The sequence below is a fragment of the Streptomyces oryzae genome, from assembly GCF_017676365.1.
Classification (GTDB): domain Bacteria; phylum Actinomycetota; class Actinomycetes; order Streptomycetales; family Streptomycetaceae; genus Streptomyces; species Streptomyces oryzae.
Window position 1 is genome coordinate 74384 of sequence record NZ_JADKMA010000004.1, and the last position, 21132, is coordinate 95515.

Sequence of the window (21132 nt, forward strand, 5' to 3'; positions counted from 1 at the left end):
TACTCTCAGTTCTCCTCTTCGATCCAGCCCATGGTCCGCTCCACGGCCTTGAGCCAGTTCCGGTATTCCCGCTCACGCGTGTCCGCGTCCATGCGGGGGGTCCATTCAGCGGCGCGCTTCCAGTTGGCCCGCAGCTCGTCGGTGTCCGACCAGAAACCGACGGCCAGACCGGCCGCGTACGCCGCACCGAGACAGGTGGTCTCGGCAACCATCGGACGGACGACGGGCGCGTCCAGTACGTCGGAGATGGTCTGCATCAGCAGGTTGTTGGCGGTCATACCGCCGTCCACCTTCAGCGCTGCCAGCTCGACGTCCGAGTCCTTCTGCATCGCGTCGACGATCTCGCGGGTCTGCCAGGCGGTCGCCTCCAGCACCGCGCGGGCCAGGTGCGCCTTGGTGACGTAGCGGGTCAGGCCGGCTATGACGCCGCGCGCGTCCGAGCGCCAGTACGGGGCGAACAGGCCGGAGAACGCCGGGACGAAGTAGGCGCCGCCGTTGTCCTCGACGGAGCTGGCCAGCGTCTCGATCTCCGCCGCGCTGTTGATCAGCCCCATCTGGTCCCGCATCCACTGCACCAGCGAGCCGGTGACCGCGATGGAGCCCTCCAGCGCGAAGACCGGCTGCTGGTCACCGATGCGGTAGCCGACGGTGGTGAGCAGCCCGTTGTAGGAGTTGACCGGCTCGTGGCCGGTGTTCATCAGCAGGAAGGTGCCGGTGCCGTACGTCGACTTGGCCTCGCCCTGCGCGAAGCAGGTCTGGCCGAACAGCGCCGCCTGCTGGTCGCCCAGCGCGGAGGCGACGGGCAGCCCCGCCAGCTCACCGGTGGCCTCGCCGTACACCTCGGACGAGGACCGGATCTCGGGCAGCACCTCCATGGGGACGCCGATGGAGGCGCAGATCTTCTCGTCCCACGCCATGGTGTGCAGGTTCATCAGCAGCGTGCGGGAGGCGTTGGTGACGTCGGTGACGTGCTTGCCCCCGTTGGGCCCGCCGGTCAGGTTCCAGATGACCCAGGAGTCCATGGTGCCGAAGAGGATCTCGCCCCGCTCGGCGCGCTCCCGCAGCCCCTCGACGTTGTCGAGCAGCCAGCGGATCTTCGGGCCCGCGAAGTAGGACGCCAGCGGCAGGCCGGTCTCGCGGCGGAACCGGTCCTGGCCGACGTTGCGGCCCAGCTCCTTGCAGAGAGTGTCGGTGCGGGTGTCCTGCCAGACGATGGCGTTGTGCACCGGCCTGCCGGTCGCCTTCTCCCACAGGACGGTGGTCTCGCGCTGGTTGGTGATGCCCAGAGCCAGCACATCGCTCTTGGTGACTCCGGCCTTCTCCAGCGCGCCGGTGACCACCTGCTGGACGTTGGTCCAGATCTCGGCGGCGTCGTGCTCGACCCAGCCCGGCTTCGGCAGGATCTGCTCGTGCTCCTTCTGGTCGACCGCGACGATCCGGCCGTCCTTGTCGAAGACGATGCAGCGGCTGGAGGTGGTGCCCTGGTCGATCGCGGCTATGAAGGGGCCGCCGCCGTGCGCGGAGGCGTGGGTGCTGTGGGTGTCGCTCATGGTCTCTTGGCTCCGATACGTCGTTGGTTCGGTCGGCGGGCGGGGGTGTCGCTCATCCCCATGCGAGGTTGTAGACCCCGGCGGCGATGGCGGATCCGAGCAGCGGACCCACCACGGGCACCCAGGCGTAGCTCCAGTCGCTGCCGCCCTTGTTGGGCAGCGGCAGCACCGCGTGGACGATGCGGGGACCGAGGTCACGCACCGGGTTGATGGCGTACCCGGTGGGTCCACCGAGCGACAGACCGATACCGACGACGACCAGCGCTGTGATCAAGGCGCCCAGCTTGCCGAGGCCGACGGTGCCGTCGACGTCCTTGACCAGGCCCTGGGTGAGGATCGCGATGATCAGTACGAAGGTCGCGATGACCTCGGTGAGGAGGTTCAGCCAGGGCTTGCGCACCTCGGGAGAGGTGAAGAAGACACCGTGCGCAGGACCCGGGTTCGCGTCCTTCATCTCGACGGCGTCCGGCTCCCGGAGCGTGACCTGGAACTGGGCGTAGTAGACGAGCCAGACCAGTACCGCGCCGAGCATGGCGCCGAGCAGCTCGCTGCCCAGGTAGACCGGAACGTCGCTCCAGGGGGTGGCGCCCTTGCCCTCCTTCAGGGCGAGGGCGATGGTGACGGCCGGATTGAGGTGGGCGCCCGAGGACTGGGCGATGTACGCGCCGGTGAGGACCGCGAAGCCCCAGCCGAAGGCGATGGCGACCCAGCCGGCTGCGAATGCCTTGGAACGTTTGAGACTGACTGCGGCGCAGACGCCGCCACCGAGGAGCACCAGCACCATCGTGCCGAGGACCTCGCTTGCGAAGATGTCGGAGCTGGACACCCGCGACTCCTTTGTCCTTTTGTCCAGATGGGGATAGGCGGGCCGGTCGGGGAGCGTCCGGTGTTCGACAATGTCGACCGCCGAACGGCAACTTTTCTCCTAAGTGAGGGTCCCGTCAAGGGCCTGTGACAGATGACTCCTGCCTGTCATCCTGCGGGCACACAGCGGTGGTGGCACTTCTGCAAGGCCAGACGGTGCGACAGCTCCCACCGGGACCGCGAACCCTCCCTCAGGGGCCGGTACTGCCGGTCGCCGGCGGCTCAGAACCGCTGCGTTCCAGGGGCCGGGAACCGCTGGGCGCCCAGGTCGCGGGAGACCGCGCGTGCCGTGTCGCGTACGGCCGCGACCAGCCGGGGGAGCAGTTCGCCGCCTTCGCACACCCGTTCAACGGCGCCGGTGATCCCCACCGCGCCCACCGGCATCCGGCGCCGGTCGTGGATCGGTGCGGCCACCGAGGCGAGCCCGTCCCAGGTCTCCTCCACGTCCGCCGCCCAGCCGCGCGCCCGCACCGTCTCCAGCAGCGTCTCGAACTGCTCGGGTTCGGTCGCCGTGCGGTCGGTGAACGCCGGCTGCTCGCCGTCCAGGGCCTCGCTCAGCGCCACCGGGTCGTACGCGCACAGCACCTTGCCCAGCGCCGTGCTGTGCAGCGGCTGCATGGCGCCGACCTCCAGCACCTGGCGGCTGTCGTCCGGGCGGAAGACGTGGTGCACGATGAGCACGCCCTGCTGGTGGAGCACGCCCAGATAGACGCTCTCCCCGCTGGAGCGGGCGAGATCGTCCGTCCAGACAAGTGCCCGGGACCGCAGCTCGTGGACGTCGAGATAGCTGTTGCCCAGGCGCAGCAGCTCGGCGCCCAGCTGATAGCGGCCGGTGACCGGCTCCTGCTCGACGAAGCCCTCCTGCTGCAGGGTGCGCAGCAGCCCGTGCGCCGTACCCTTGGCGAGGTCGAGCGCCGAGGCGATCTCGGAGAGCCCGAGCCGCCGTTCACCGCCCGCCAACAGCCGTAGTACGGCCGCCGCACGCTCCAGCGACTGGATGGTCCGGGCCATCGGTCCTCCCTGACCTGCTGCCTCCGATTCGACAATGCCGAACGCTATCGCTTGATGTCGACGCGGCGGTAGTCGGGATCGAGTCGGGATCGAGTTCCGGAGTGTCCGATGGTCGGAATGTCGACCGGCATTCTTGCGTCCGCCCGCTACGCTGACCGGGTGCGCTGCCGCACTGGCGCGCAAAGCCGACAGCCGTCGCATCCCAGGGAGCTTCTTCCATGGCCTCGTCGCCGAGCAGCACGACCGCATCCTCGTCCCCCACCCGGGCCGAAGCGCTTCGCGAAGCGCTGGCCTCCCGTGTCGTCGTCGCCGACGGCGCGATGGGGACGATGATCCAGGCGCAGGACCCGACGCTGGAGGATTTTGAGCAGCTGGAGGGCTGCAACGAGATCCTGAACGTGACCCGCCCCGACATCATCCGCGCGGTCCACCAGGAGTACTTCGCCGCTGGCGTGGACTGCGTGGAGACCAACACCTTCGGCGCCAACCACGCGGCGCTGGGGGAGTACGAGATCACCGACCGCATCTTCGAGCTCTCCGAGAAGGGCGTACGCATCGCCCGCGACGTCGCCGAGGAGTTCGAGTCGGGGGATGGCCGGATGCGCTGGGTGCTGGGCTCCATGGGCCCTGGCACCAAGCTGCCGACCCTCGGCCACGCCCCGTACACCACGCTGCGGGACGCCTATCAGCAGAACGCCGAAGGGATGATCGCAGGCGGCGCCGACGCGCTGCTGGTGGAGACCACCCAGGACCTGCTGCAGACCAAGGCGGCCGTCATCGGCGCCCGCCGCGCGATGCAGGCGGCGGGCGCCGACCTGCCGCTGCTGTGCTCGGTCACCGTCGAGACGACCGGCACCATGCTGCTCGGCTCCGAGATCGGCGCCGCGCTCGCGGCACTGGAGCCGCTGGGCATCGACATGATCGGGCTGAACTGCGCCACCGGCCCCGCCGAGATGAGCGAGCACCTGCGCTATCTGGCCCAGCACTCGCGCGTCCCGCTCTCCTGCATGCCGAACGCCGGCCTGCCGGTGCTGGGCAAGGACGGCGCCAGCTACCCGCTCACCCCGCAGGAGCTGGCGGACGCGCACGACACCTTCATCCGCGACTACGGCCTCTCCCTGGTGGGCGGCTGCTGCGGTACGACGCCCGAGCACCTGCGGCAGCTGGTGGAGCGGGTACGCGGCCGTGAGCCCGCGCCGCGCGAACCGCAGCCGGAGCCGGCGGCGGCCTCCCTCTACCAGGCGGTGCCCTTCCGCCAGGACACCTCGTACCTGGCCATCGGGGAGCGGACCAACGCCAACGGGTCGAAGAAGTTCCGCGAGGCGATGCTGGAGCAGCGTTGGGAGGACTGCGTCGAGCTGGCCCGCGAGCAGATCCGCGAGGGCGCCCACATGCTCGACCTGTGCGTCGACTATGTCGGCCGGGACGGCGTCGCGGACATGACGGAGCTGGCCGGGCGGCTGGCAACGGCCTCCACGCTGCCGATCGTGCTGGACTCCACCGAGATCGCCGTCATCCAGGCCGGTCTTGAGAAGCTGGGCGGCCGTGCCGTCATCAACTCCGTCAACTACGAGGACGGCGCCGGCCCCGACTCCCGCTTCGCGAAGGTCACCAAGCTGGCGGCCGAGCACGGTGCGGCGCTCATCGCGCTGACCATCGACGAGGAGGGCCAGGCCCGCACCGCCGAGCACAAGGTCGCCATCGCCGAACGCCTCATCGAGGACCTGACCGGCAACTACGGCATCCATGAGTCGGACATCCTCATCGACGTCCTCACCTTCACCATCTGCACGGGCCAGGAGGAGTCCCGCAAGGACGGCGTCAACACCATCGAGGCCATCCGGCAGCTGAAGCGCAAGCACCCCGACGTACAGACCGTGCTGGGCCTGTCGAACATCTCCTTCGGCCTGAACCCGGCGGCCCGGATCGTGCTCAACTCCGTCTTCCTGGACGAGTGCGTCAAGGCGGGCCTGGACGCCGCGATCGTGCACGCCAGCAAGATCCTGCCGATCTCCCGGTTCGACGACGAGCAGGTCACAGCGGCCCGCGATCTGATCTACGACCGGCGCGGCGAGGGCTACGACCCGCTGCAGAAGCTGATGGAGCTGTTCGAGGGCGCCACCGCCAAGTCGATGAAGGCCGGCAAGGCCGAGGAACTGGCGGCCCTCCCGCTGGAGGAGCGCCTCCAGCGCCGCATCATCGACGGCGAGCGCAACGGCCTGGAGGCCGACCTGGACGAGGCGCTGGAGGAACGGCCCGCGCTCGACATCGTCAACGACACGCTGCTGGCGGGCATGAAGGTGGTCGGCGAGCTGTTCGGCTCCGGCCAGATGCAGCTGCCGTTCGTGCTCCAGTCGGCCGAGGTGATGAAGGCCGCGGTCGCCCACCTCGAACCGCACATGGAGAAGAACGAGGACGCCGAGGGCAAGGGCACGATCGTGCTGGCCACGGTGCGCGGCGACGTGCACGACATCGGCAAGAACCTGGTCGACATCATCCTGTCCAACAACGGCTACCAGGTGGTCAACCTCGGCATCAAACAGCCGGTGAGCGCCATCCTGGAGGCCGCTGCCGAGCACCGCGCGGACGTGATCGGCATGTCCGGGCTGCTGGTGAAGTCCACGGTGATCATGAAGGAGAACCTGGAGGAGCTCAACCAGCGCAAGATGGCCGCCGACTTCCCCGTCATCCTCGGCGGCGCCGCGCTCACCCGTGCCTATGTCGAACAGGACCTGCACGAGATCTACGAGGGCGAGGTCCGCTACGCCAAGGACGCCTTCGAGGGGCTGAGCCTCATGGACGCTCTGATGGACGTCAAGCGCGGCGTCCCCGGCGCCAAGCTGCCCGAGCTCAAGCAGCGCCGGGTGCCCAAGCGGGACCTGGACATCCCCGAGCCGGAGGTCAACGACGGCTCGGTCCGCTCCGATGTGGCTGTCGACAACCCCGTTCCGGAACCGCCCTTCTGGGGGACCCGCGTCGTCAAGGGGCTCCAGCAGCAGGACTACGCCTCCTGGCTCGACGAAGGCGCCCTGTTCAAGGGCCAGTGGGGGCTCAAGGAGTCCCGCAAGGGCGGCGGCCCCTCCTACGAGGAGCTGGTGGAGACCGAGGGCCGGCCGCGGCTGCGCGGCTGGCTGGAGCGGCTGCAGACGGAGAATCTGCTGGAGGCGTCCGCCGTCTACGGCTACTTCCCCTGCTACTCCAAGGGCGACGACCTGATCCTGCTGGACGAACAGGGCAACGAGCGCACCCGCTTCACCTTCCCGCGCCAGCGCCGCGGCCGCCGGCTGTGCCTGGCCGATTTCTTCCGTCCGGAGGACTCGGGCGAGACGGACGTGGTCGGCCTCCAGGTGGTCACCGTCGGCTCGAAGATCGGCGAGAAGACCGCCGAACTGTTCGCGGGCGACGCCTACCGCGACTACCTGGAGCTGCACGGCCTCTCCGTACAGCTCGCCGAGGCGCTGGCCGAGTACTGGCACGCCCGGGTCCGCAGCGAACTGGGCTTCGCCGGTGAGGACCCCGACCAGATGCAGGGCATGTTCGACCTGAAGTACCGGGGGGCGCGCTTCTCCCTGGGCTACGGCGCCTGCCCCAACCTGGAGGACCGCGCCAAGATCGCCGAGCTGCTGCGGCCCGAGCGGATCGGCGTCCAGCTGTCCGAGGAGTTCCAGCTGCATCCCGAACAGTCGACCGACGCCATCGTGCTGCACCACCCCGAGGCCAAGTATTTCAACGCCCGATGAGGGTATACGTCATACACTGATCGGTCCGGTACAGGCCGGTCGTCCCCTTCGGCGGGGTTCCGCCAGGAGGGGGCGGCCGGCCTTGTCGTCCCTTTGGAGTCGACTTTCAAGGAGGTGCAGCGGATGGTCGGTCCATCCCCCGCCGTCACCACACTGACAGGTGAAGAGCCGGCGCTCCAGGCCGTACTGCTCGACATGGACGGCACCTTGGTCGACACCGAGGACTTCTGGTGGGACGCGGAGGTCGAGGTCTTCGCCGAGCTGGGGCACGAGCTGCGCGACGAGTGGCGCACGGTGGTGGTCGGCGGGCCGATGTCGCGCAGCGCCGGCTTTCTGATCGAGGCCACGGCAGCCGATATCGGCCTGGAAGAGCTCAGCGTGCTGCTGAACGCCAAGTTCACCGAGCGGCTGGAGCGCGGCGTCCCGTTGATGCCCGGCGCCCGCCGCCTGCTGGCGGAGCTTGCGGCCCACCGGATCCCCACGGCGCTCGTCTCGGCCTCGCACCGCACCGTTGTCGACCGGATGCTCACCTGGATCGGCCCGGAGAACTTCGCCTTCACGGTCGCCGGCGACGAGCTGGCCCGTACCAAGCCGCACCCCGATCCGTATCTGACCGCCGCACGCCGACTGGGCGCCGACCCGGCGCGCTGCGCCGTGCTGGAGGACACCGCCACCGGCGTGGCCGCGGCTGAGGCCGCCGGCTGCCATGTCGTGGCCGTGCCCTCCATCGCGCCGATCAAGGCCAAGTCCGGGCGCACCATTGTGGGTTCACTCGAAGAAGTCGATCTCGAATTCCTCCGTTCACGGATCATGGTCGCGCGCTGAAAGCCTGCTTCCGGGCGTCGATCTTCCATTTCGCGGGACGCGGAAAATACGCTGTGGCGGGCGCGGCGGAATGATTAACTCCGGTGTCCGGTACGCAGATTGGTCCAGTGACGTTCGTCACTCCCGACCCCCTGGGCGACACGGGTGAGGTGTGGTGCTCCTGGGGCTGGTGGGGAAAATGTCGTTCCCTTGTGTCCGCATTGGTGGAGCGACGCGGAAATCGTTCCTGTGTCCGGATAGCGGACAGGAAGTCCGTGGTTTCTGTCCGTGAAACCGGTTCCGGGGTGCGCGAATTCGGGTGGGACCGGAGTAGACCATTAATGTCGGTGTACCGGCCATTCCACCCCTGCAACAAACCCTGGCCGGCCGAGGAGATCGTCGACCATGAACCGTAGAACTGCCGTGCTGCCCGTGCTCGCCGCCGGGCTGCTCACGCCGCTTCTCACCGGGTGCGGGACCGAGAAGGGCGGGAGCGCCGGCGGCGACGCGATCGTCGTCGGGACGACGGACCACTTCGCGGTCGGCAAGAACAAGCCCGCCCCGTTCGACCCGGCGGCCGCGTACGACATCGCGGCCTGGGGCGTCATGCGCAACACCTTCCAGACGCTGCTGCGCCTCCCGCGCACCGGGACCTCGCCGGTGCCGGACGCCGCCGAGTGCGCCTTCAGCGACGCGGCGGACCAGCAGTACAGCTGCACGCTGCGCGAGGGGCAGACGTTCTCCAACGGGCACGCGCTGGACGCCGAGGATGTCGCCTTCTCCCTGCGGCGCCTCAAGCGCATCAACCACAAGGGCGGCCCGGCCGTCCTCTTCAGCAACCTCGACCGCGTCGAGACCGACGGGAAGAACCAGGTCTCCTTCCACCTCAAGAAGCCCGACGCGACCTTCCCCTACAAGCTGACCACCCCGGCCGCCGCCATCGTGGACAGCCAGACCTACCCGGCCGACTCCCTCACCAAGGGAGGCGAGCTGACCGGCTCGGGCCCCTACGCGCTGGACAGCATCGACGGCAAGTCCGCCGTCCTCACCAGGAACCCCCACTACAAGGGCCGGGTGAAGCTGCACAACAGCAAGATCGAACTGCGCTTCTTCGACAGTGCCGCAGGCATGGAGAAGGCCCTCGAGGCGGGCGACATCGATGTCATGGGCCGCACCATCTCGCCCGGCCAGGTCGGCCGGCTGGCCGAGGCCCAGGGCAACGGCATCGAGCTGGTCGAACAGCCCGGCCAGGAGATCCGCTACCTGGCGTTCGACACCGACGACGGCACCGCGGGCAAGAAGGCCGTCCGCCGCGCCATGGCCCAGCTCATCGACCGCAAGAAGATCGTGCGGGACGCCTACGACCGCAGCGCCGAGCCGCTCTACAGCATCGTGCCCGCCGGACTGCCCGCCCACCGCAACTCGTTCTTCAACAAATACGGCAACCCCAGCAAGGCCGCGGCCGAGCGCACCCTGCGCAGCGCGGGCATCGACAAGCCCGTCAAGCTCACCCTCACCTACACCACGGACCACTACGGCGACGCCACCGCCAAGGAGTTCGCCGTACTGAAGCAGCAGCTCAACGACAGCGGCCTGTTCGACGTACAGACCAAGGGCGTCAAGTGGGACGAGTTCCGCCCCGCGGCCACCGACGGCAAATACCAGGTCTGGGGCTACGGCTGGTACCCCGACTTCCCCGACGCGGACAATTTCGTCGCCCCCTTCTTCGCGAAGGACAACTTCCTCGGCTCGCCGTACACCAACCACGAGATCCGCGACAAGCTGGTCCCGCAGACCCGCAGCCAGCCCCAACGCGCCGCCACCACCGGCGCCTTCGGCCGCGCCCAGAACATCGTCGCCGAGGACGTCCCGGTGCTTCCGCTGTGGCAGGGCAAGCAGTACCTGGCAGCCCGCGACGACATCACCGGCGTCGAGTGGGCCCTCAACTCCTCCTCGGTACTCCAGCTGTGGGAGCTGGGCAGGGGCCGGACGGACTGACGCGTCCGAGGAAGGCTGGGGGGCCAAGCCCCCCAGCAAACTTCCCGTCGCCGGCTCACGCCGACCCCGGCCGCACCAGCCCGCTCTCGTACGCGTAGACCGCTGCCTGCACCCGGTCCCGCAGCCCCAGCTTCGTCAGCACATGCCCCACATGCGTCTTGACGGTCGTCTCGCTCACGAACAGATCCGCCGCGATCTCCGCGTTCGACAGCCCGCGTGCCACCAGCTTCAGCACCTCGACCTCACGCTCCGTCAGCTGATGCAGCGTGTCCGGCACCGGCTCCTCGCCCGAGGGCAGCTTGCCCGCGTACTTGTCCAGCAGCCGCCGGGTGATGCTCGGGGCCAGCATCGCCTCGCCCGCCGCCACCACCCGGATGGCCTGCACCAGCTCACCGGCCGGCGCGTCCTTCAGCAGGAACCCGCTGGCTCCGGCCCGCAGCGCCTCCACCACATACTCGTCCAGGTCGAACGTGGTCAGGACCAGCACCTTCGCCGGGCCGTCCTTGGCGGGCCCGGTGATCCGGCGGGTGGCCTCCACCCCGTCCATCCGCGGCATCCGGATGTCCATCAGCACCACGTCCGGCTGCAGCGCCCGCACCTGATCCAGCGCCTGCAGACCGTCACCCGCCTCACCGACCACCGCAATGTCCTGCTCGGCCTCCAGAATCATCCGGAAACCGGTGCGCAGCAGCGGCTGGTCGTCGACCAGCAGTACGCGGATTGCCACGGGAACTCCTCAGGGGGACGGACGGCACCGATCGCCCCATTCTCACTCAGCCCCCGTGGCTGTGGCCCGTTGCCCCTTCCGACGCGGACTCCGGCTCAGGCCCCCTCGGCTCGGGCAGCCGGGGCTGGATCGTCAGCGGATACGGCGGGGGAGTGCCGCCGAACTCGGGGCAGTGCGCCTGGTGGTCGCACCAGCCGCACAGCTTGCTCGGCTTGGGGCGCCAGTCGCCCGTCTCCGTCGCCCGCTCGATCGCGTCCCACAGCGCCAGCAGCTTCCGCTCGGTGGCCAGCAGATCGCGCTCCTCGGGGTCATAGGTGAGGACGTCACCGCTGCCCAGGAAGACCAGCTGCAACCGCCGGGGCACCACTCCGCGCAGCCGCCACAGCACCAGGGCGTAGAACTTCATCTGGAACAGCGGGCCCTCGGCGTACTCGGGGCGCGGCGCCTTGCCCGTCTTGTAGTCGACGATCCGCACCTCGCCGGTGGGCGCCACATCCACCCGGTCGATGATCCCGCGCAGCCGCAGCCCCGACTCCAGCCGCGCCTCCACGAACAGCTCGCGCTCCGCGGGCTCCAACCGGGTGGGGTCCTCCAGGGTGAACCACCGCTCCACCAGCGCCTCGGCCTCCGCCAGCCACTGCGCCAACTGGGCGCCGTCCGAGGTGTCCTCGGCGAACAGCTCGGCCAGCTCCGGGCGCTTGGCCAGCAGCCGCTCCCACTCGCCGGCCACCATGGCCCGCGCCCGCCGCGCGCTGCGCTCCTGGGCCGGAGCGTCGAAGAGTCTCTCCAGCACCGCGTGCACCACCGTCCCCCGAGTGGCGGCGGCCGATGGCTTCTCCGGCAGTTTGTCGATCACCCGGAAGCGGTAGAGCAGCGGGCACTGCATGAAGTCCCCCGCCCGGGAGGGCGACAGCGAGGTCGGCGGTGTGGCCGCGCTGGTTCTCATGGGGTAAGACCCTACGGCCCGCCACTGACAGCGGACACTTACCATCGACGGCAGACCCCTCGCGTCGGACGATCGCCAACCCGGGCTGACGCAGCAGCAGCGCGGCGCAGCGGGGGCGCGAGGGAAGCAGCAGAGGGGAACCCGTGGCGGACGAGGACAACGACGGGAAGCCGCGGTCCGGCGGCTCCGGCGAGGGGAACGGCCCCGAAGAGCCGAAGCGCCGTCAGCCGGCTCCCGGCAAACCCGTACGCCCCAACACTCCGGGCGGCGGCATCCTGATGGGCCGTCCGTTCGGCGTCCCCGTCTACGTCGCCCCGTCCTGGTTCCTCGTCGCGCTCCTGATCACCTGGGTCTTCGGCGGACAGCTCGACCGCGTACTGCCCGAGCTGGGCGTGGTGCGCTATCTGATCGCGCTCTTCTTCGCCGTCGCCTTCTACGCCTCCGTCCTCGTCCACGAGCTGGCCCACACGGTCGCCGCGCTCCGCTTCAAACTGCCGGTGCGCCGCATCCAGCTCCAGTTCTTCGGCGGCGTCTCCGAGATCGAGAAGGAGTCCGAGAGCCCCGGCCGCGAGTTCGTGCTGGCCTTCGTCGGCCCGCTGCTCTCCCTCGCCCTGGCCGGCGTCTTCTACGCCGCGATGCTCGCTGTCGAGCCCCGCACCGTCCCCGGAGTGCTGCTCGCCGGGCTGATGATCTCCAACCTCATCGTCGCCGCCTTCAACCTGCTGCCAGGGCTGCCGCTGGACGGCGGCCGGATGCTGCGCGCCGTGGTCTGGAAGATCAGCGGCAAACCGATGACCGGAACCGTCGCCGCCGCCTGGGTGGGCCGGGCGCTCGCCGTCACCGTACTGATCGGCCTCCCGCTGGCCACCCACGCGGGCGGCCTGGCCAGGGGCAGCGTCAGCGGCGTCGACTCCCTCACCGACGCGCTGCTCGCCGCGATCCTGGCCGCCATCATCTGGACCGGGGCCGGAAACAGCCTGCGGATGGCCAGGCTGCGCGAACGCCTGCCCGAGCTGCGCGCCCGTACGCTGACCCGGCGTGCCGTCCCCGTCGAGACCGACACCCCCCTGTCCGAGGCGCTGCGCCGCGCCAACGCCGCCGGCGCCCGCGGCCTGGTCGTCGTCGACGGCAAGGGCGACCCGCTCTCCCTGGTCAGGGAGGCCGCCATCGCCTCCGTACCCGAGCACCGCCGCCCCTGGGTCGCGGTCAGCACCCTCGCCCAGGATCTGAAGGAGGGCATGCGGGTCCCCGCCGAGCTGGCCGGCGAGGATCTGCTGGAGTGGCTGCGTGCCACCCCCGCCACCGAGTATCTGGTGGTGGAGGAGACGGGCGAGATCTACGGCGTGCTGTCCACCGCCGATGTCGAGCGTGCGTTTGTCGAGGCCATGTCCAAGCGCCAGGACCAGGACGGTGCCAAGCCCTCCGGTTAGCCGTACCCAGCGGAGCGGCTAGGCTGTGCGTATGTCCGAACCGACCGGTGCCGCCCGCCGTCGCGGGCCCTTCAAGGTCGGGGACCAGGTCCAGCTCACCGACCCCAAGGGACGCCACTACACGATCACCCTCGAAGAGGGAAAGAGCTTCCACACCCACAAGGGAGCCTTCCCCCATGACGAGCTGATCGGTGCGCCCGAGGGGAGTGTCGTCCGTACCACCGGAAACGTCGCCTACCTCGCGCTGCGTCCACTGCTCCCCGACTATGTCCTGTCCATGCCGCGGGGAGCCGCCGTCGTCTACCCCAAGGACGCCGGACAGGTGCTCGCCATGGCCGACATCTTCCCCGGCGCACGCGTCGTCGAGGCGGGGGTCGGCTCCGGCTCGCTGAGCACCTTCCTGCTCCGCGCCATCGGCGACCAGGGCATGCTGCACTCCTACGAGCGCCGAGCCGACTTCGCGGAGATCGCCCAGCAGAATGTGGAGCGCTACTTCGGCAGCCCCCACCCGGCCTGGACGCTGACCGTCGGTGACCTCCAGGACAACCTCGACGACGCCGACGTCGACCGCGTCATCCTCGACATGCTCGCCCCCTGGGAGTGCCTGGGGGCCGTCTCCAAGGCCCTGGTGCCCGGCGGCATCCTGTGTGCCTACGTCGCCACCACGACGCAGATGGCGCGCATGGTCGAGTCGATCCGCGAGTCCGGTACGTTCAACGAGCCGCAGGCCTGGGAGACGATGGTGCGCAACTGGCACATCGAGGGCCTCGCCGTCCGCCCCGACCATCGCATGATCGGCCACACCGGCTTTCTGCTCACTGCTCGCCGGCTGGCCGACGGCGTCGAGCCGCCCCTTCGCCGGCGGCGGCCGGCGAAGGGTGCCTACGGGGAGGACTACACGGGTCCTGGCTCCCAGTCCGGGGGAGGCCGGGCCTAGCCCGGCCCTGGCTGTCGTTTGCGGGCTGCGGCCCCGTGCGGGATGCCCGTACCGGGGCCGAACCCGGGTACGGGGCAGCGGCGTTGGGGCGGGACCTGCCAAGAGGGGCCCGCCGTTACGCGCCGGTGTGACCTATGGCACGATGCGGAGCACTCCGCGTTCGCCTCGTCCCGCACAGGAGTCACCCCGAGTGACGGAACTGCCGCACACCCGCACCCGTGCCGTCCACTGGCTCGCCACCACAGCAGCCCTCGCCGCCGTACTGGGCGGCACGGCCCTTCTGCAACCCGCCACCGCCACCCCGGCCCCCGCCTCAGGCAAGGCTCCCGATCCGGCCCGCGCCCGCTACCCGCTGGACTGCGGCACGAGCGGGGCCGGCGTCGACGTACTCGACAAGGCCGCCGCCGACTTCGACGGCGACGGCACGGCGGAGACCGCCGCGGTCGTCCGCTGCCAGGCGCACGGCGGCACCCCGCCCAGCGCGGTCTTCGTGCTCTCCGGCGCCCCCGACGGCCGCCGCCCGCGGATCGCCGCCACCCTCGTCGAACAGCGGGAGGGAATGTCGGTCCGGGACCTCGGCGTACGCGGCACCACCATCTCCGCGACCCTCCTCGGCTACTCGTCGGCCGATGTGCCGCGCTGCTGCCCCGACAAGCGACGCCCGGTCAAGTGGGAATGGCGCGAGGGGAAGTTCGCGCTGCGTCCAGGACCGGTGGCGGGCGGTGGCGTCAGCGTCTGACGGGCCCGCCCGCCGGCCCGCACCGGCCCGCCGCCTCGACTCCGGCTCGGGACGAAATAGTGCGGCCCTTGAAGGGTGTTGAACGTCTCGACACCACAACCGGTCGCTTTCAGATGGTTGTGTGTGGGTATTCCCAGTCCTGAGGGAGTGCGCAAGGGTGAAGATCGGACACACCCCGACCGTCTTTGTGATCTAGGGGTTTCAACCCGCACCGGCCCAGGTAGGGTCGAAGCGTCCAGCTCCCCCTGGAGGAGGTGAGGACCGTGGCAGCCCACGACGACGACACCAACCGCGGCATCCGGCCCGGTCGGGGCTCCGAAGACCCGTCCGGCCAGATCGCCTACCTTGAGCAGGAAATCGCCGTCCTGCGCCGCAAGCTCGCCGACTCTCCGCGGCACACTCGTATTCTCGAGGAGCGGATCGTCGAGCTGCAGACCAACCTGGCCGGTGTGTCCGCCCAGAACGAGCGGCTCTCCAACACGCTCCGCGAGGCGCGTGACCAGATCGTGGCCCTCAAGGAAGAGGTCGACAGGCTCGCCCAGCCGCCGGCGGGCTTCGGGGTCTTCCTGCAGGCCAACGAGGACGACACGGCCGACATCTTCACCGGAGGCAGAAAGCTCCGGGTGAACGTCAGCCCCAACGTCGACCTCCAGACGCTGCAGCGCGGCCAGGAGCTGATGCTGAACGAGGCGCTCAACGTGGTCGAGGCCATGGAGTTCGAGCGCGCGGGTGACATCGTCACCCTCAAGGAAGTACTCGACGACGGAGAGCGAGCGCTGGTCGTCGGCCACACCGACGAGGAGCGCGTCGTACGCCTCGCCGAGCCGCTGCTGAACGCCACGCTGCGGGCCGGGGACGCCCTGCTGCTGGAGAGCCGCTCCGGCTACGTCTACGAGGTCGTGCCCAAGAGCGAGGTCGAGGAACTGGTCCTCGAAGAGGTCCCCGACATCGACTACACCAAGATCGGTGGCCTCGGCGGACAGATCGAGCAGATCCGGGACGCGGTCGAGCTCCCGTATCTGTACCCGGACCTCTTCCGGGAGCACGAACTGCGCCCGCCCAAGGGTGTGCTGCTCTACGGCCCGCCCGGCTGCGGCAAGACGCTGATCGCCAAGGCGGTGGCCAACTCGCTGGCCAAGAAGGTCGCCGAGGTCACCGGCAAGCCCCAGGGGAAGAGCTACTTCCTCAACATCAAGGGCCCCGAGCTGCTCAACAAGTACGTGGGCGAGACCGAGCGGCACATCAGGCTCGTCTTCCAGCGGGCCAGGGAGAAGGCCAGCGAGGGCACACCCGTCATCGTCTTCTTCGACGAGATGGACTCCCTCTTCCGCACCCGTGGCTCGGGCGTAAGCTCGGACGTGGAAAACACCATCGTCCCGCAGCTGCTCTCCGAGATCGACGGCGTGGAGGGCCTGGAGAACGTCATCGTCATCGGCGCCTCGAACCGCGAGGACATGATCGACCCGGCGATCCTGCGTCCCGGCCGGCTGGACGTGAAGATCAAGATCGAGCGCCCGGACGCCGAGGCCGCCAAGGACATCTTCTCCAAGTACCTCACCCCGAACCTGCCACTGCACGCGGACGACGTCGCGGAGCACGGCGGCAATGTGGAGGCCGCCTGCGACGCCATGATCCAGTCGGTCGTGGAGCAGATGTACGCGGAATCGGAGGAGAACCGCTTCCTCGAGGTCACCTACGCCAACGGTGACAAGGAAGTCCTCTACTTCAAGGACTTCAACTCCGGCGCCATGATCGAGAACATCGTCGGCCGCGCGAAGAAGATGGCGATCAAGGCGTATCTGGACCACAACCAGAAGGGTCTGCGAGTCTCCCACCTCCTGTCGGCCTGCGTGGACGAGTTCAAGGAGAACGAGGACCTGCCCAACACCACCAACCCGGACGACTGGGCCCGCATCTCCGGCAAGAAGGGCGAGCGGATCGTCTACATCCGCACCCTGGTCACCGGAAAGCAGGGAGCGGACACCGGCCGTTCCATCGACACCGTCGCCAACACCGGTCAGTACCTGTAACGAGGACCGATTCCGGCTGCGGGTCCCCGCCCGGGGTACCCGCAGCCGGATTGTTTCCCGGAGCACCAAGGAAGTCCGCAGAGTGATCTCCCCACTCCTCTCCGTGCGTCATAGGCTCTTCCCTACCGCCGCGACGCGCAGTGCGCAGGAGGGGGCCGCACACGGGACGGATGCGCAGCGGGACTTGAACGGTGGTCCACCGGCGGGCCGCCGTCAGGCAAGGAGGGCAGCATGACCGTACGGCGCGTAATGGGCATCGAGACCGAGTACGGCATCTCCGTGCCCGGCCACCCCAACGCCAATGCCATGCTCACCTCGTCCCAGGTCGTCAACGCCTACGCGGCAGCGATGCACCGGGCGCGCCGCGCCCGCTGGGACTTCGAGGAGGAGAACCCGCTGCGGGACGCCCGCGGCTTCGATCTGGCGCGCGAGTCGGCCGACGCCAGCCAGCTGACGGACGAGGACATCGGCCTGGCCAATGTCATCCTCACCAACGGAGCCCGGCTCTACGTCGACCACGCCCACCCCGAGTACAGTGCACCCGAGGTCACCAACCCGCGGGATGCCGTGCTGTGGGACAAGGCAGGCGAGCGGATCATGGCCGAGGCCGCCGAGCGCGCGGCCGAGGTGCCCGGCACCAGCCCGATCCACCTGTACAAGAACAACACCGACAACAAGGGCGCCTCCTACGGCACGCACGAGAACTATCTGATGAAGCGGGAGACCCCGTTCTCGGAGATCGTCCGGCATCTGACCCCCTTCTTCGTCTCCCGGCAGGTCGTCTGCGGGGCCGGACGCGTGGGGCTGGGCCAGGACGGCAGCGAGCACGGGTTCCAGCTCAGCCAGCGCGCCGACTACTTCGAGGTCGAGGTCGGGCTGGAGACCACACTCAAGCGGCCCATCATCAACACCCGCGACGAGCCGCACGCGGACGCCGAGAAGTACCGGCGGCTGCATGTGATCATCGGGGACGCCAACCTCTCGGAGGTCTCCACCTACCTCAAGCTGGGCACGACCTCGCTGGTCCTTTCCATGATCGAGGACGGTTTCATCGCCGTCGACCTCGCCGTCGACCAGCCCGTCCGTACCCTGCACCAGGTCTCCCACGACCCGACACTCGAACGGCTGATCACTCTCCGCAACGGCCGCACACTCACTGCGGTACAGCTCCAGATGGAGTACTTCGAGCTGGCCCGCAAGTACGTCGAGGAGCGCTGGGGCGCCGACGCCGACGAGCAGACCCGCGATGTGCTGGCCCGCTGGGAGGACGTGCTGGGCCGGCTCGAACGCGACCCCATGAGCCTGGCCGGGGAGCTGGACTGGGTCGCCAAGCGCGAGCTGATGGAGGGCTACCGCCGCCGTGACGGGCTCGACTGGGACGCCCCGCGGCTGCACCTGGTGGACCTGCAGTACGCGGACGTACGCCCCGACAAGGGCCTCTACAACCGGCTGGTCTCCCGTGGCAGCATGCAGCGGCTGCTGTCCGAGGAGGAGGTCAAGGAGGCCACCTTCAAGCCCCCGGAGGACACCCGCGCCTACTTCCGCGGCCGCTGTCTGGAGCAGTACGCCGACGACGTGGCCGCCGCCTCCTGGGACTCGGTCATCTTCGACCTGCCCGGCCGTGACTCTCTGCAGCGGGTCCCGACCCTGGAGCCGCTGCGGGGTACCCGTAACCACGTCAAGGAACTGCTGGACCGCTGCCGCACGGCAGAAGAGCTGGTGAAGGTGCTTTCGGGCGGCTGAATCGCGGCTATTCGGTCCGCGGTCCGGGAATCATCGAGGTGGTTGCCGGACGTTGTAACAACGAAGGAGCCGATGTCAGTCCCGGCTTGTAGGGTCTGATCTTGTACGTTCCGCGTACACCACCGAACCGAGCGGGGTGAGGGAAATGGCGACCAAGGACACTGGCGGCGGACAGCAGAAGTCCACGCGTCACACCGAGGAGACCGAGGAGCAGACCCAGGACGCGCAGGTCTCCGAGGACCTCAAGGAGCGCCAGGAGGCGCTCTCGGACGACGTGGACTCGGTGCTGGACGAAATCGACGATGTGCTCGAAGAGAACGCCGAGGACTTCGTGAGGTCATTTGTGCAAAAAGGTGGGGAATGACCTGAATGTCCGATTCGGGGGAGCGGAGGAAATGCTCGCGGTGTCGGCAGGTGCTACCGCTTGGCTCTTTCGCTCGGAACAAGGCGATGAAAGGCGGTCGTCAAGCGTACTGCCGGAAGTGCTCGGCTGAGTACTACCGGCAGCGCCAGGCGGCTTTCGGGCGCACAGTGCGGGAGAAGTTCCCTGTTCCCCGAGGCCATAAGCGGTGCCCGCAGTGTAAAGAGGTGAAGCCGCATTCCGCATGGGAGCGAAACAAGGCGACCTCCGACGGTTGGGCCAGCTATTGCCGAGAGTGCAGGGTCGAACGGAACCGAGAGTCATATTTCCGTCGCAAATACGGCATGACCGTGGACCAGCGCAAAGCTCTACTGGACGAGCAGTTCGGTATCTGCCCGATCTGCCTCAAGCCCGCTCCCGAGCATGTGGACCACGATCATGAGACGGGTAGGGTCCGAGGCGTACTGTGCTTCAGCTGCAATGCCGCACTGGGGCAGTTCAGGGACCGGCCGGACGTCATGCGGCGTGCGGCCGCCTACGTGGAAGGAAACGTGTGGAAGCCGAAATTGGTAGCACCGGGCGTCTACCGGCTGCCTTCCTGACGCCGGGATCGTCCTCCTTCATGGATTTCCTGTCAGCTCATGCCCCCGAGCAGCTGCCGGGCAACCGGCCCCTGCCGCCCGTGGAGGGTGCCGTGCAGGCGCCGCACGGGACGACGATCGTGGCCGCGACCTTTGCCGGCGGTGTGGTGCTGGCCGGGGACCGGCGGGCGACCATGGGCAATGTCATCGCGCAGCGGGATCTCGAGAAGGTCTTTCCCGCCGACGAGCACTCCGCCGTCGGCATCGCGGGCACCGCGGGCCTGGCGGTGGAGATGGTGAAGCTGTTCCAGCTGGAGCTGGAGCACTTCGAGAAGGTGGAGGGGTCCACCCTCTCCCTGGAGGGCAAGGCCAACCGCCTCTCCACGATGATCCGCGGCAATCTGGGCATGGCCATGCAGGGGCTCGCCGTGGTGCCGCTGTTCGCCGGGTACGACCTGGACCGCGGCAAGGGCCGGATCTTCTCCTATGACGTGACAGGAGGCCGTTCCGAGGAACTGGGCTTCGCCGGAGTCGGCTCCGGCTCCGTCTTCGCGCGCGGCTCGCTCAAGAAGCTCTACCGGGACGAGATGACCGAGGAGGACGCCGCCACCATGGTCCTCCAGGCGCTCTACGACGCGGCGGACGACGACTCGGCGACCGGCGGCCCCGACATGGTGCGCCGTATCTACCCGGTCATCGTGGCCATCACCGAGGACGGATACCGCAGGCTGAGCGAGGAGGAGGTCTCGGGGCTGGCGCAGACGGTGTACGACGGCCGCCTCCGGCTGCCCAACGGGCCGCAGGCCCCCGTCTCCTAGAGCACTCATTCGACAGGAAGGGACGGATAGCCGGTGTCGACGCCGTTCTATGTGTCACCCCAGCAGGCAATGGCCGACCGCGCCGAGTATGCCCGCAAGGGCATCGCGCGCGGACGCAGCGTGGTCGTGTTGCAGTACGCGGACGGCATCGTTTTCGTCGCCGAGAACCCCTCTCGGGCACTGCACAAGGTCAGCGAGATCTACGACCGGATCGCCTTCGCCGCAGTCGGCAAGTACAACGAGTTCGAGAATCTGCGCATCGGCGGCGTCCGCTACGCCGACCTGCGGGGCTACACCTATGATCGCGAGGACGTCACGGCGCGCGGTCTCGCGAACGTCTACGCCCAGACTCTGGGCACGATCTTCTCCGCGAACGCGGAGAAGCCCTACGAGGTGGAGCTGATCGTCGCCGAGGTGGGCCCGGCCCCCGAGGACGACCAGATCTACCGGCTGCCGCACGACGGATCGATCGTGGACGAGCACGGCTCGGTCGCCGTGGGCGGCAACTCCGATCAGATCGGCAGCTACATGGACCAGCGGCACCGGGAGGGAATGTCGCTGGGCGAGGCGCTGAAGCTGGCCGTCGAGGCACTCAAGAGAGACAGCAACGGCAGTGAACGGACCCTGACGGCCGAGCAGTTGGAGGTGGCCGTGCTGGACCGCGAGCGCCCTCAGCGGCGCAAGTTCAAGCGGGTGCCCGCCGGCCAGGTGAGCCGCCTTCTGGAGGAGACCCCGGCTCCGGAGAGCACGGAGGGCGAGTCCGAAGGCGGCGAGGAGAAGTAAGACCCGGACCGGACCCCCGCCCGGAAATTCGAGGGGCGGGGGTCTCGGAGGGGGTGCCCGTCAGGGGTGC

17 protein-coding genes are annotated in these 21132 nt (G+C 68.9%); 12 read left to right on the forward strand and 5 right to left on the reverse strand.

Annotation, left to right across the window (positions count from 1 at the left end; genetic code table 11):
• Positions 1 to 5: 5 nt before the first annotated feature.
• The 3 genes from glpK to ITI46_RS01455 form a co-directional block, all read right to left on the reverse strand.
• The gene (gene glpK / locus ITI46_RS01445) at positions 6 to 1550 is read right to left on the reverse strand and encodes a glycerol kinase GlpK (RefSeq protein ID WP_209237330.1); all 1545 of its coding nucleotides are present in this window, start codon (positions 1548 to 1550) and stop codon (positions 6 to 8) included.
• A gap of 52 nt (positions 1551 to 1602) precedes the next feature.
• Positions 1603 to 2376 carry an MIP/aquaporin family protein gene (locus tag ITI46_RS01450; protein WP_209237332.1) on the reverse strand — a complete coding sequence of 258 codons (774 nt, stop codon included), beginning with the start codon at positions 2374 to 2376 and terminating at the stop codon, positions 1603 to 1605.
• A gap of 260 nt (positions 2377 to 2636) precedes the next feature.
• On the reverse strand, positions 2637 to 3425 hold the full coding sequence (locus tag ITI46_RS01455; RefSeq protein ID WP_209237334.1) for an IclR family transcriptional regulator: 789 nt from the start codon (positions 3423 to 3425) through the stop codon (positions 2637 to 2639).
• 218 nt (positions 3426 to 3643) lie between these two features.
• Here ITI46_RS01455 and metH point away from each other — a divergent pair, with 218 nt between their 5' ends.
• From metH to ITI46_RS01470, 3 genes are all read left to right on the forward strand, one after another.
• A complete protein-coding gene (gene metH / locus ITI46_RS01460; RefSeq protein WP_209237336.1) occupies positions 3644 to 7165 on the forward strand; it encodes a methionine synthase in 3522 nt (1173 codons plus the stop codon).
• A 123-nt stretch (positions 7166 to 7288) separates the two neighbouring features.
• The gene (locus tag ITI46_RS01465) at positions 7289 to 7990 is read left to right on the forward strand and encodes an HAD family hydrolase (protein ID WP_209237338.1); all 702 of its coding nucleotides are present in this window, start codon (positions 7289 to 7291) and stop codon (positions 7988 to 7990) included.
• A gap of 384 nt (positions 7991 to 8374) precedes the next feature.
• A complete protein-coding gene (locus ITI46_RS01470) occupies positions 8375 to 9967 on the forward strand; it encodes an ABC transporter substrate-binding protein (RefSeq protein ID WP_209237340.1) in 1593 nt (530 codons plus the stop codon).
• 55 nt (positions 9968 to 10022) lie between these two features.
• Here ITI46_RS01470 and ITI46_RS01475 read toward each other — a convergent pair whose 3' ends face one another.
• Positions 10023 to 10694: a response regulator gene (locus ITI46_RS01475; RefSeq protein WP_019356404.1), complete on the reverse strand. Its 672-nt coding sequence runs from the start codon at positions 10692 to 10694 to the stop codon at positions 10023 to 10025.
• A 46-nt stretch (positions 10695 to 10740) separates the two neighbouring features.
• Positions 10741 to 11640, reverse strand: coding sequence for a RecB family exonuclease (locus tag ITI46_RS01480; RefSeq protein ID WP_209237342.1), 900 nt, complete (start codon positions 11638 to 11640; stop codon positions 10741 to 10743).
• A gap of 143 nt (positions 11641 to 11783) precedes the next feature.
• On the opposite strand from ITI46_RS01480, the gene ITI46_RS01485 reads away from it, so the two are divergent.
• From ITI46_RS01485 to prcA, 9 genes are all read left to right on the forward strand, one after another.
• Positions 11784 to 13070 carry a site-2 protease family protein gene (locus ITI46_RS01485; protein WP_209237344.1) on the forward strand — a complete coding sequence of 429 codons (1287 nt, stop codon included), beginning with the start codon at positions 11784 to 11786 and terminating at the stop codon, positions 13068 to 13070.
• A 31-nt stretch (positions 13071 to 13101) separates the two neighbouring features.
• Positions 13102 to 14007 (forward strand): tRNA (adenine-N1)-methyltransferase, encoded by a 906-nt coding sequence (locus ITI46_RS01490; protein ID WP_209237346.1) that lies wholly within the window; start codon positions 13102 to 13104, stop codon positions 14005 to 14007.
• A 190-nt stretch (positions 14008 to 14197) separates the two neighbouring features.
• On the forward strand, positions 14198 to 14746 hold the full coding sequence (locus ITI46_RS01495; RefSeq protein ID WP_209237348.1) for a hypothetical protein: 549 nt from the start codon (positions 14198 to 14200) through the stop codon (positions 14744 to 14746).
• A gap of 263 nt (positions 14747 to 15009) precedes the next feature.
• A complete protein-coding gene (arc, locus tag ITI46_RS01500) occupies positions 15010 to 16776 on the forward strand; it encodes a proteasome ATPase (RefSeq protein ID WP_209237350.1) in 1767 nt (588 codons plus the stop codon).
• A 231-nt stretch (positions 16777 to 17007) separates the two neighbouring features.
• Positions 17008 to 18519 (forward strand): depupylase/deamidase Dop, encoded by a 1512-nt coding sequence (gene dop, locus ITI46_RS01505; protein WP_209237352.1) that lies wholly within the window; start codon positions 17008 to 17010, stop codon positions 18517 to 18519.
• 145 nt (positions 18520 to 18664) lie between these two features.
• A complete protein-coding gene (locus tag ITI46_RS01510) occupies positions 18665 to 18883 on the forward strand; it encodes a ubiquitin-like protein Pup (RefSeq protein WP_209237354.1) in 219 nt (72 codons plus the stop codon).
• 86 nt (positions 18884 to 18969) lie between these two features.
• On the forward strand, positions 18970 to 19482 hold the full coding sequence (locus ITI46_RS01515) for an endonuclease VII domain-containing protein (protein ID WP_307808017.1): 513 nt from the start codon (positions 18970 to 18972) through the stop codon (positions 19480 to 19482).
• The gene (prcB, locus tag ITI46_RS01520) at positions 19434 to 20279 is read left to right on the forward strand and encodes a proteasome subunit beta (protein ID WP_209237357.1); all 846 of its coding nucleotides are present in this window, start codon (positions 19434 to 19436) and stop codon (positions 20277 to 20279) included. The genes ITI46_RS01515 and prcB overlap by 49 nt, the downstream gene beginning before the upstream one ends.
• A gap of 33 nt (positions 20280 to 20312) precedes the next feature.
• Positions 20313 to 21062, forward strand: a complete 750-nt coding sequence (prcA, locus tag ITI46_RS01525) for a proteasome subunit alpha (protein ID WP_209237359.1) — start codon at positions 20313 to 20315, stop codon at positions 21060 to 21062.
• Positions 21063 to 21132: the final 70 nt, after the last annotated feature.

Excerpts from the sequence above, each read along its gene's own strand:
- glpK (WP_209237330.1), bottom strand. The coding sequence starts at position 1,550 with ATGAGCGACACCCACAGCACCCACGCCTCCGCGCACGGCGGCGGCCCC.
- ITI46_RS01455 (WP_209237334.1), bottom strand. The coding sequence starts at position 3,425 with ATGGCCCGGACCATCCAGTCGCTGGAGCGTGCGGCGGCCGTACTACGG.
- metH (WP_209237336.1), top strand. The coding sequence starts at position 3,644 with ATGGCCTCGTCGCCGAGCAGCACGACCGCATCCTCGTCCCCCACCCGG.
- ITI46_RS01465 (WP_209237338.1), top strand. The coding sequence starts at position 7,289 with ATGGTCGGTCCATCCCCCGCCGTCACCACACTGACAGGTGAAGAGCCG.
- ITI46_RS01470 (WP_209237340.1), top strand. The coding sequence starts at position 8,375 with ATGAACCGTAGAACTGCCGTGCTGCCCGTGCTCGCCGCCGGGCTGCTC.
- ITI46_RS01480 (WP_209237342.1), bottom strand. The coding sequence starts at position 11,640 with ATGAGAACCAGCGCGGCCACACCGCCGACCTCGCTGTCGCCCTCCCGG.
- ITI46_RS01490 (WP_209237346.1), top strand. The coding sequence starts at position 13,102 with ATGTCCGAACCGACCGGTGCCGCCCGCCGTCGCGGGCCCTTCAAGGTC.
- dop (WP_209237352.1), top strand. The coding sequence starts at position 17,008 with ATGACCGTACGGCGCGTAATGGGCATCGAGACCGAGTACGGCATCTCC.
- ITI46_RS01510 (WP_209237354.1), top strand. The coding sequence starts at position 18,665 with ATGGCGACCAAGGACACTGGCGGCGGACAGCAGAAGTCCACGCGTCAC.
- ITI46_RS01515 (WP_307808017.1), top strand. The coding sequence starts at position 18,970 with ATGAAAGGCGGTCGTCAAGCGTACTGCCGGAAGTGCTCGGCTGAGTAC.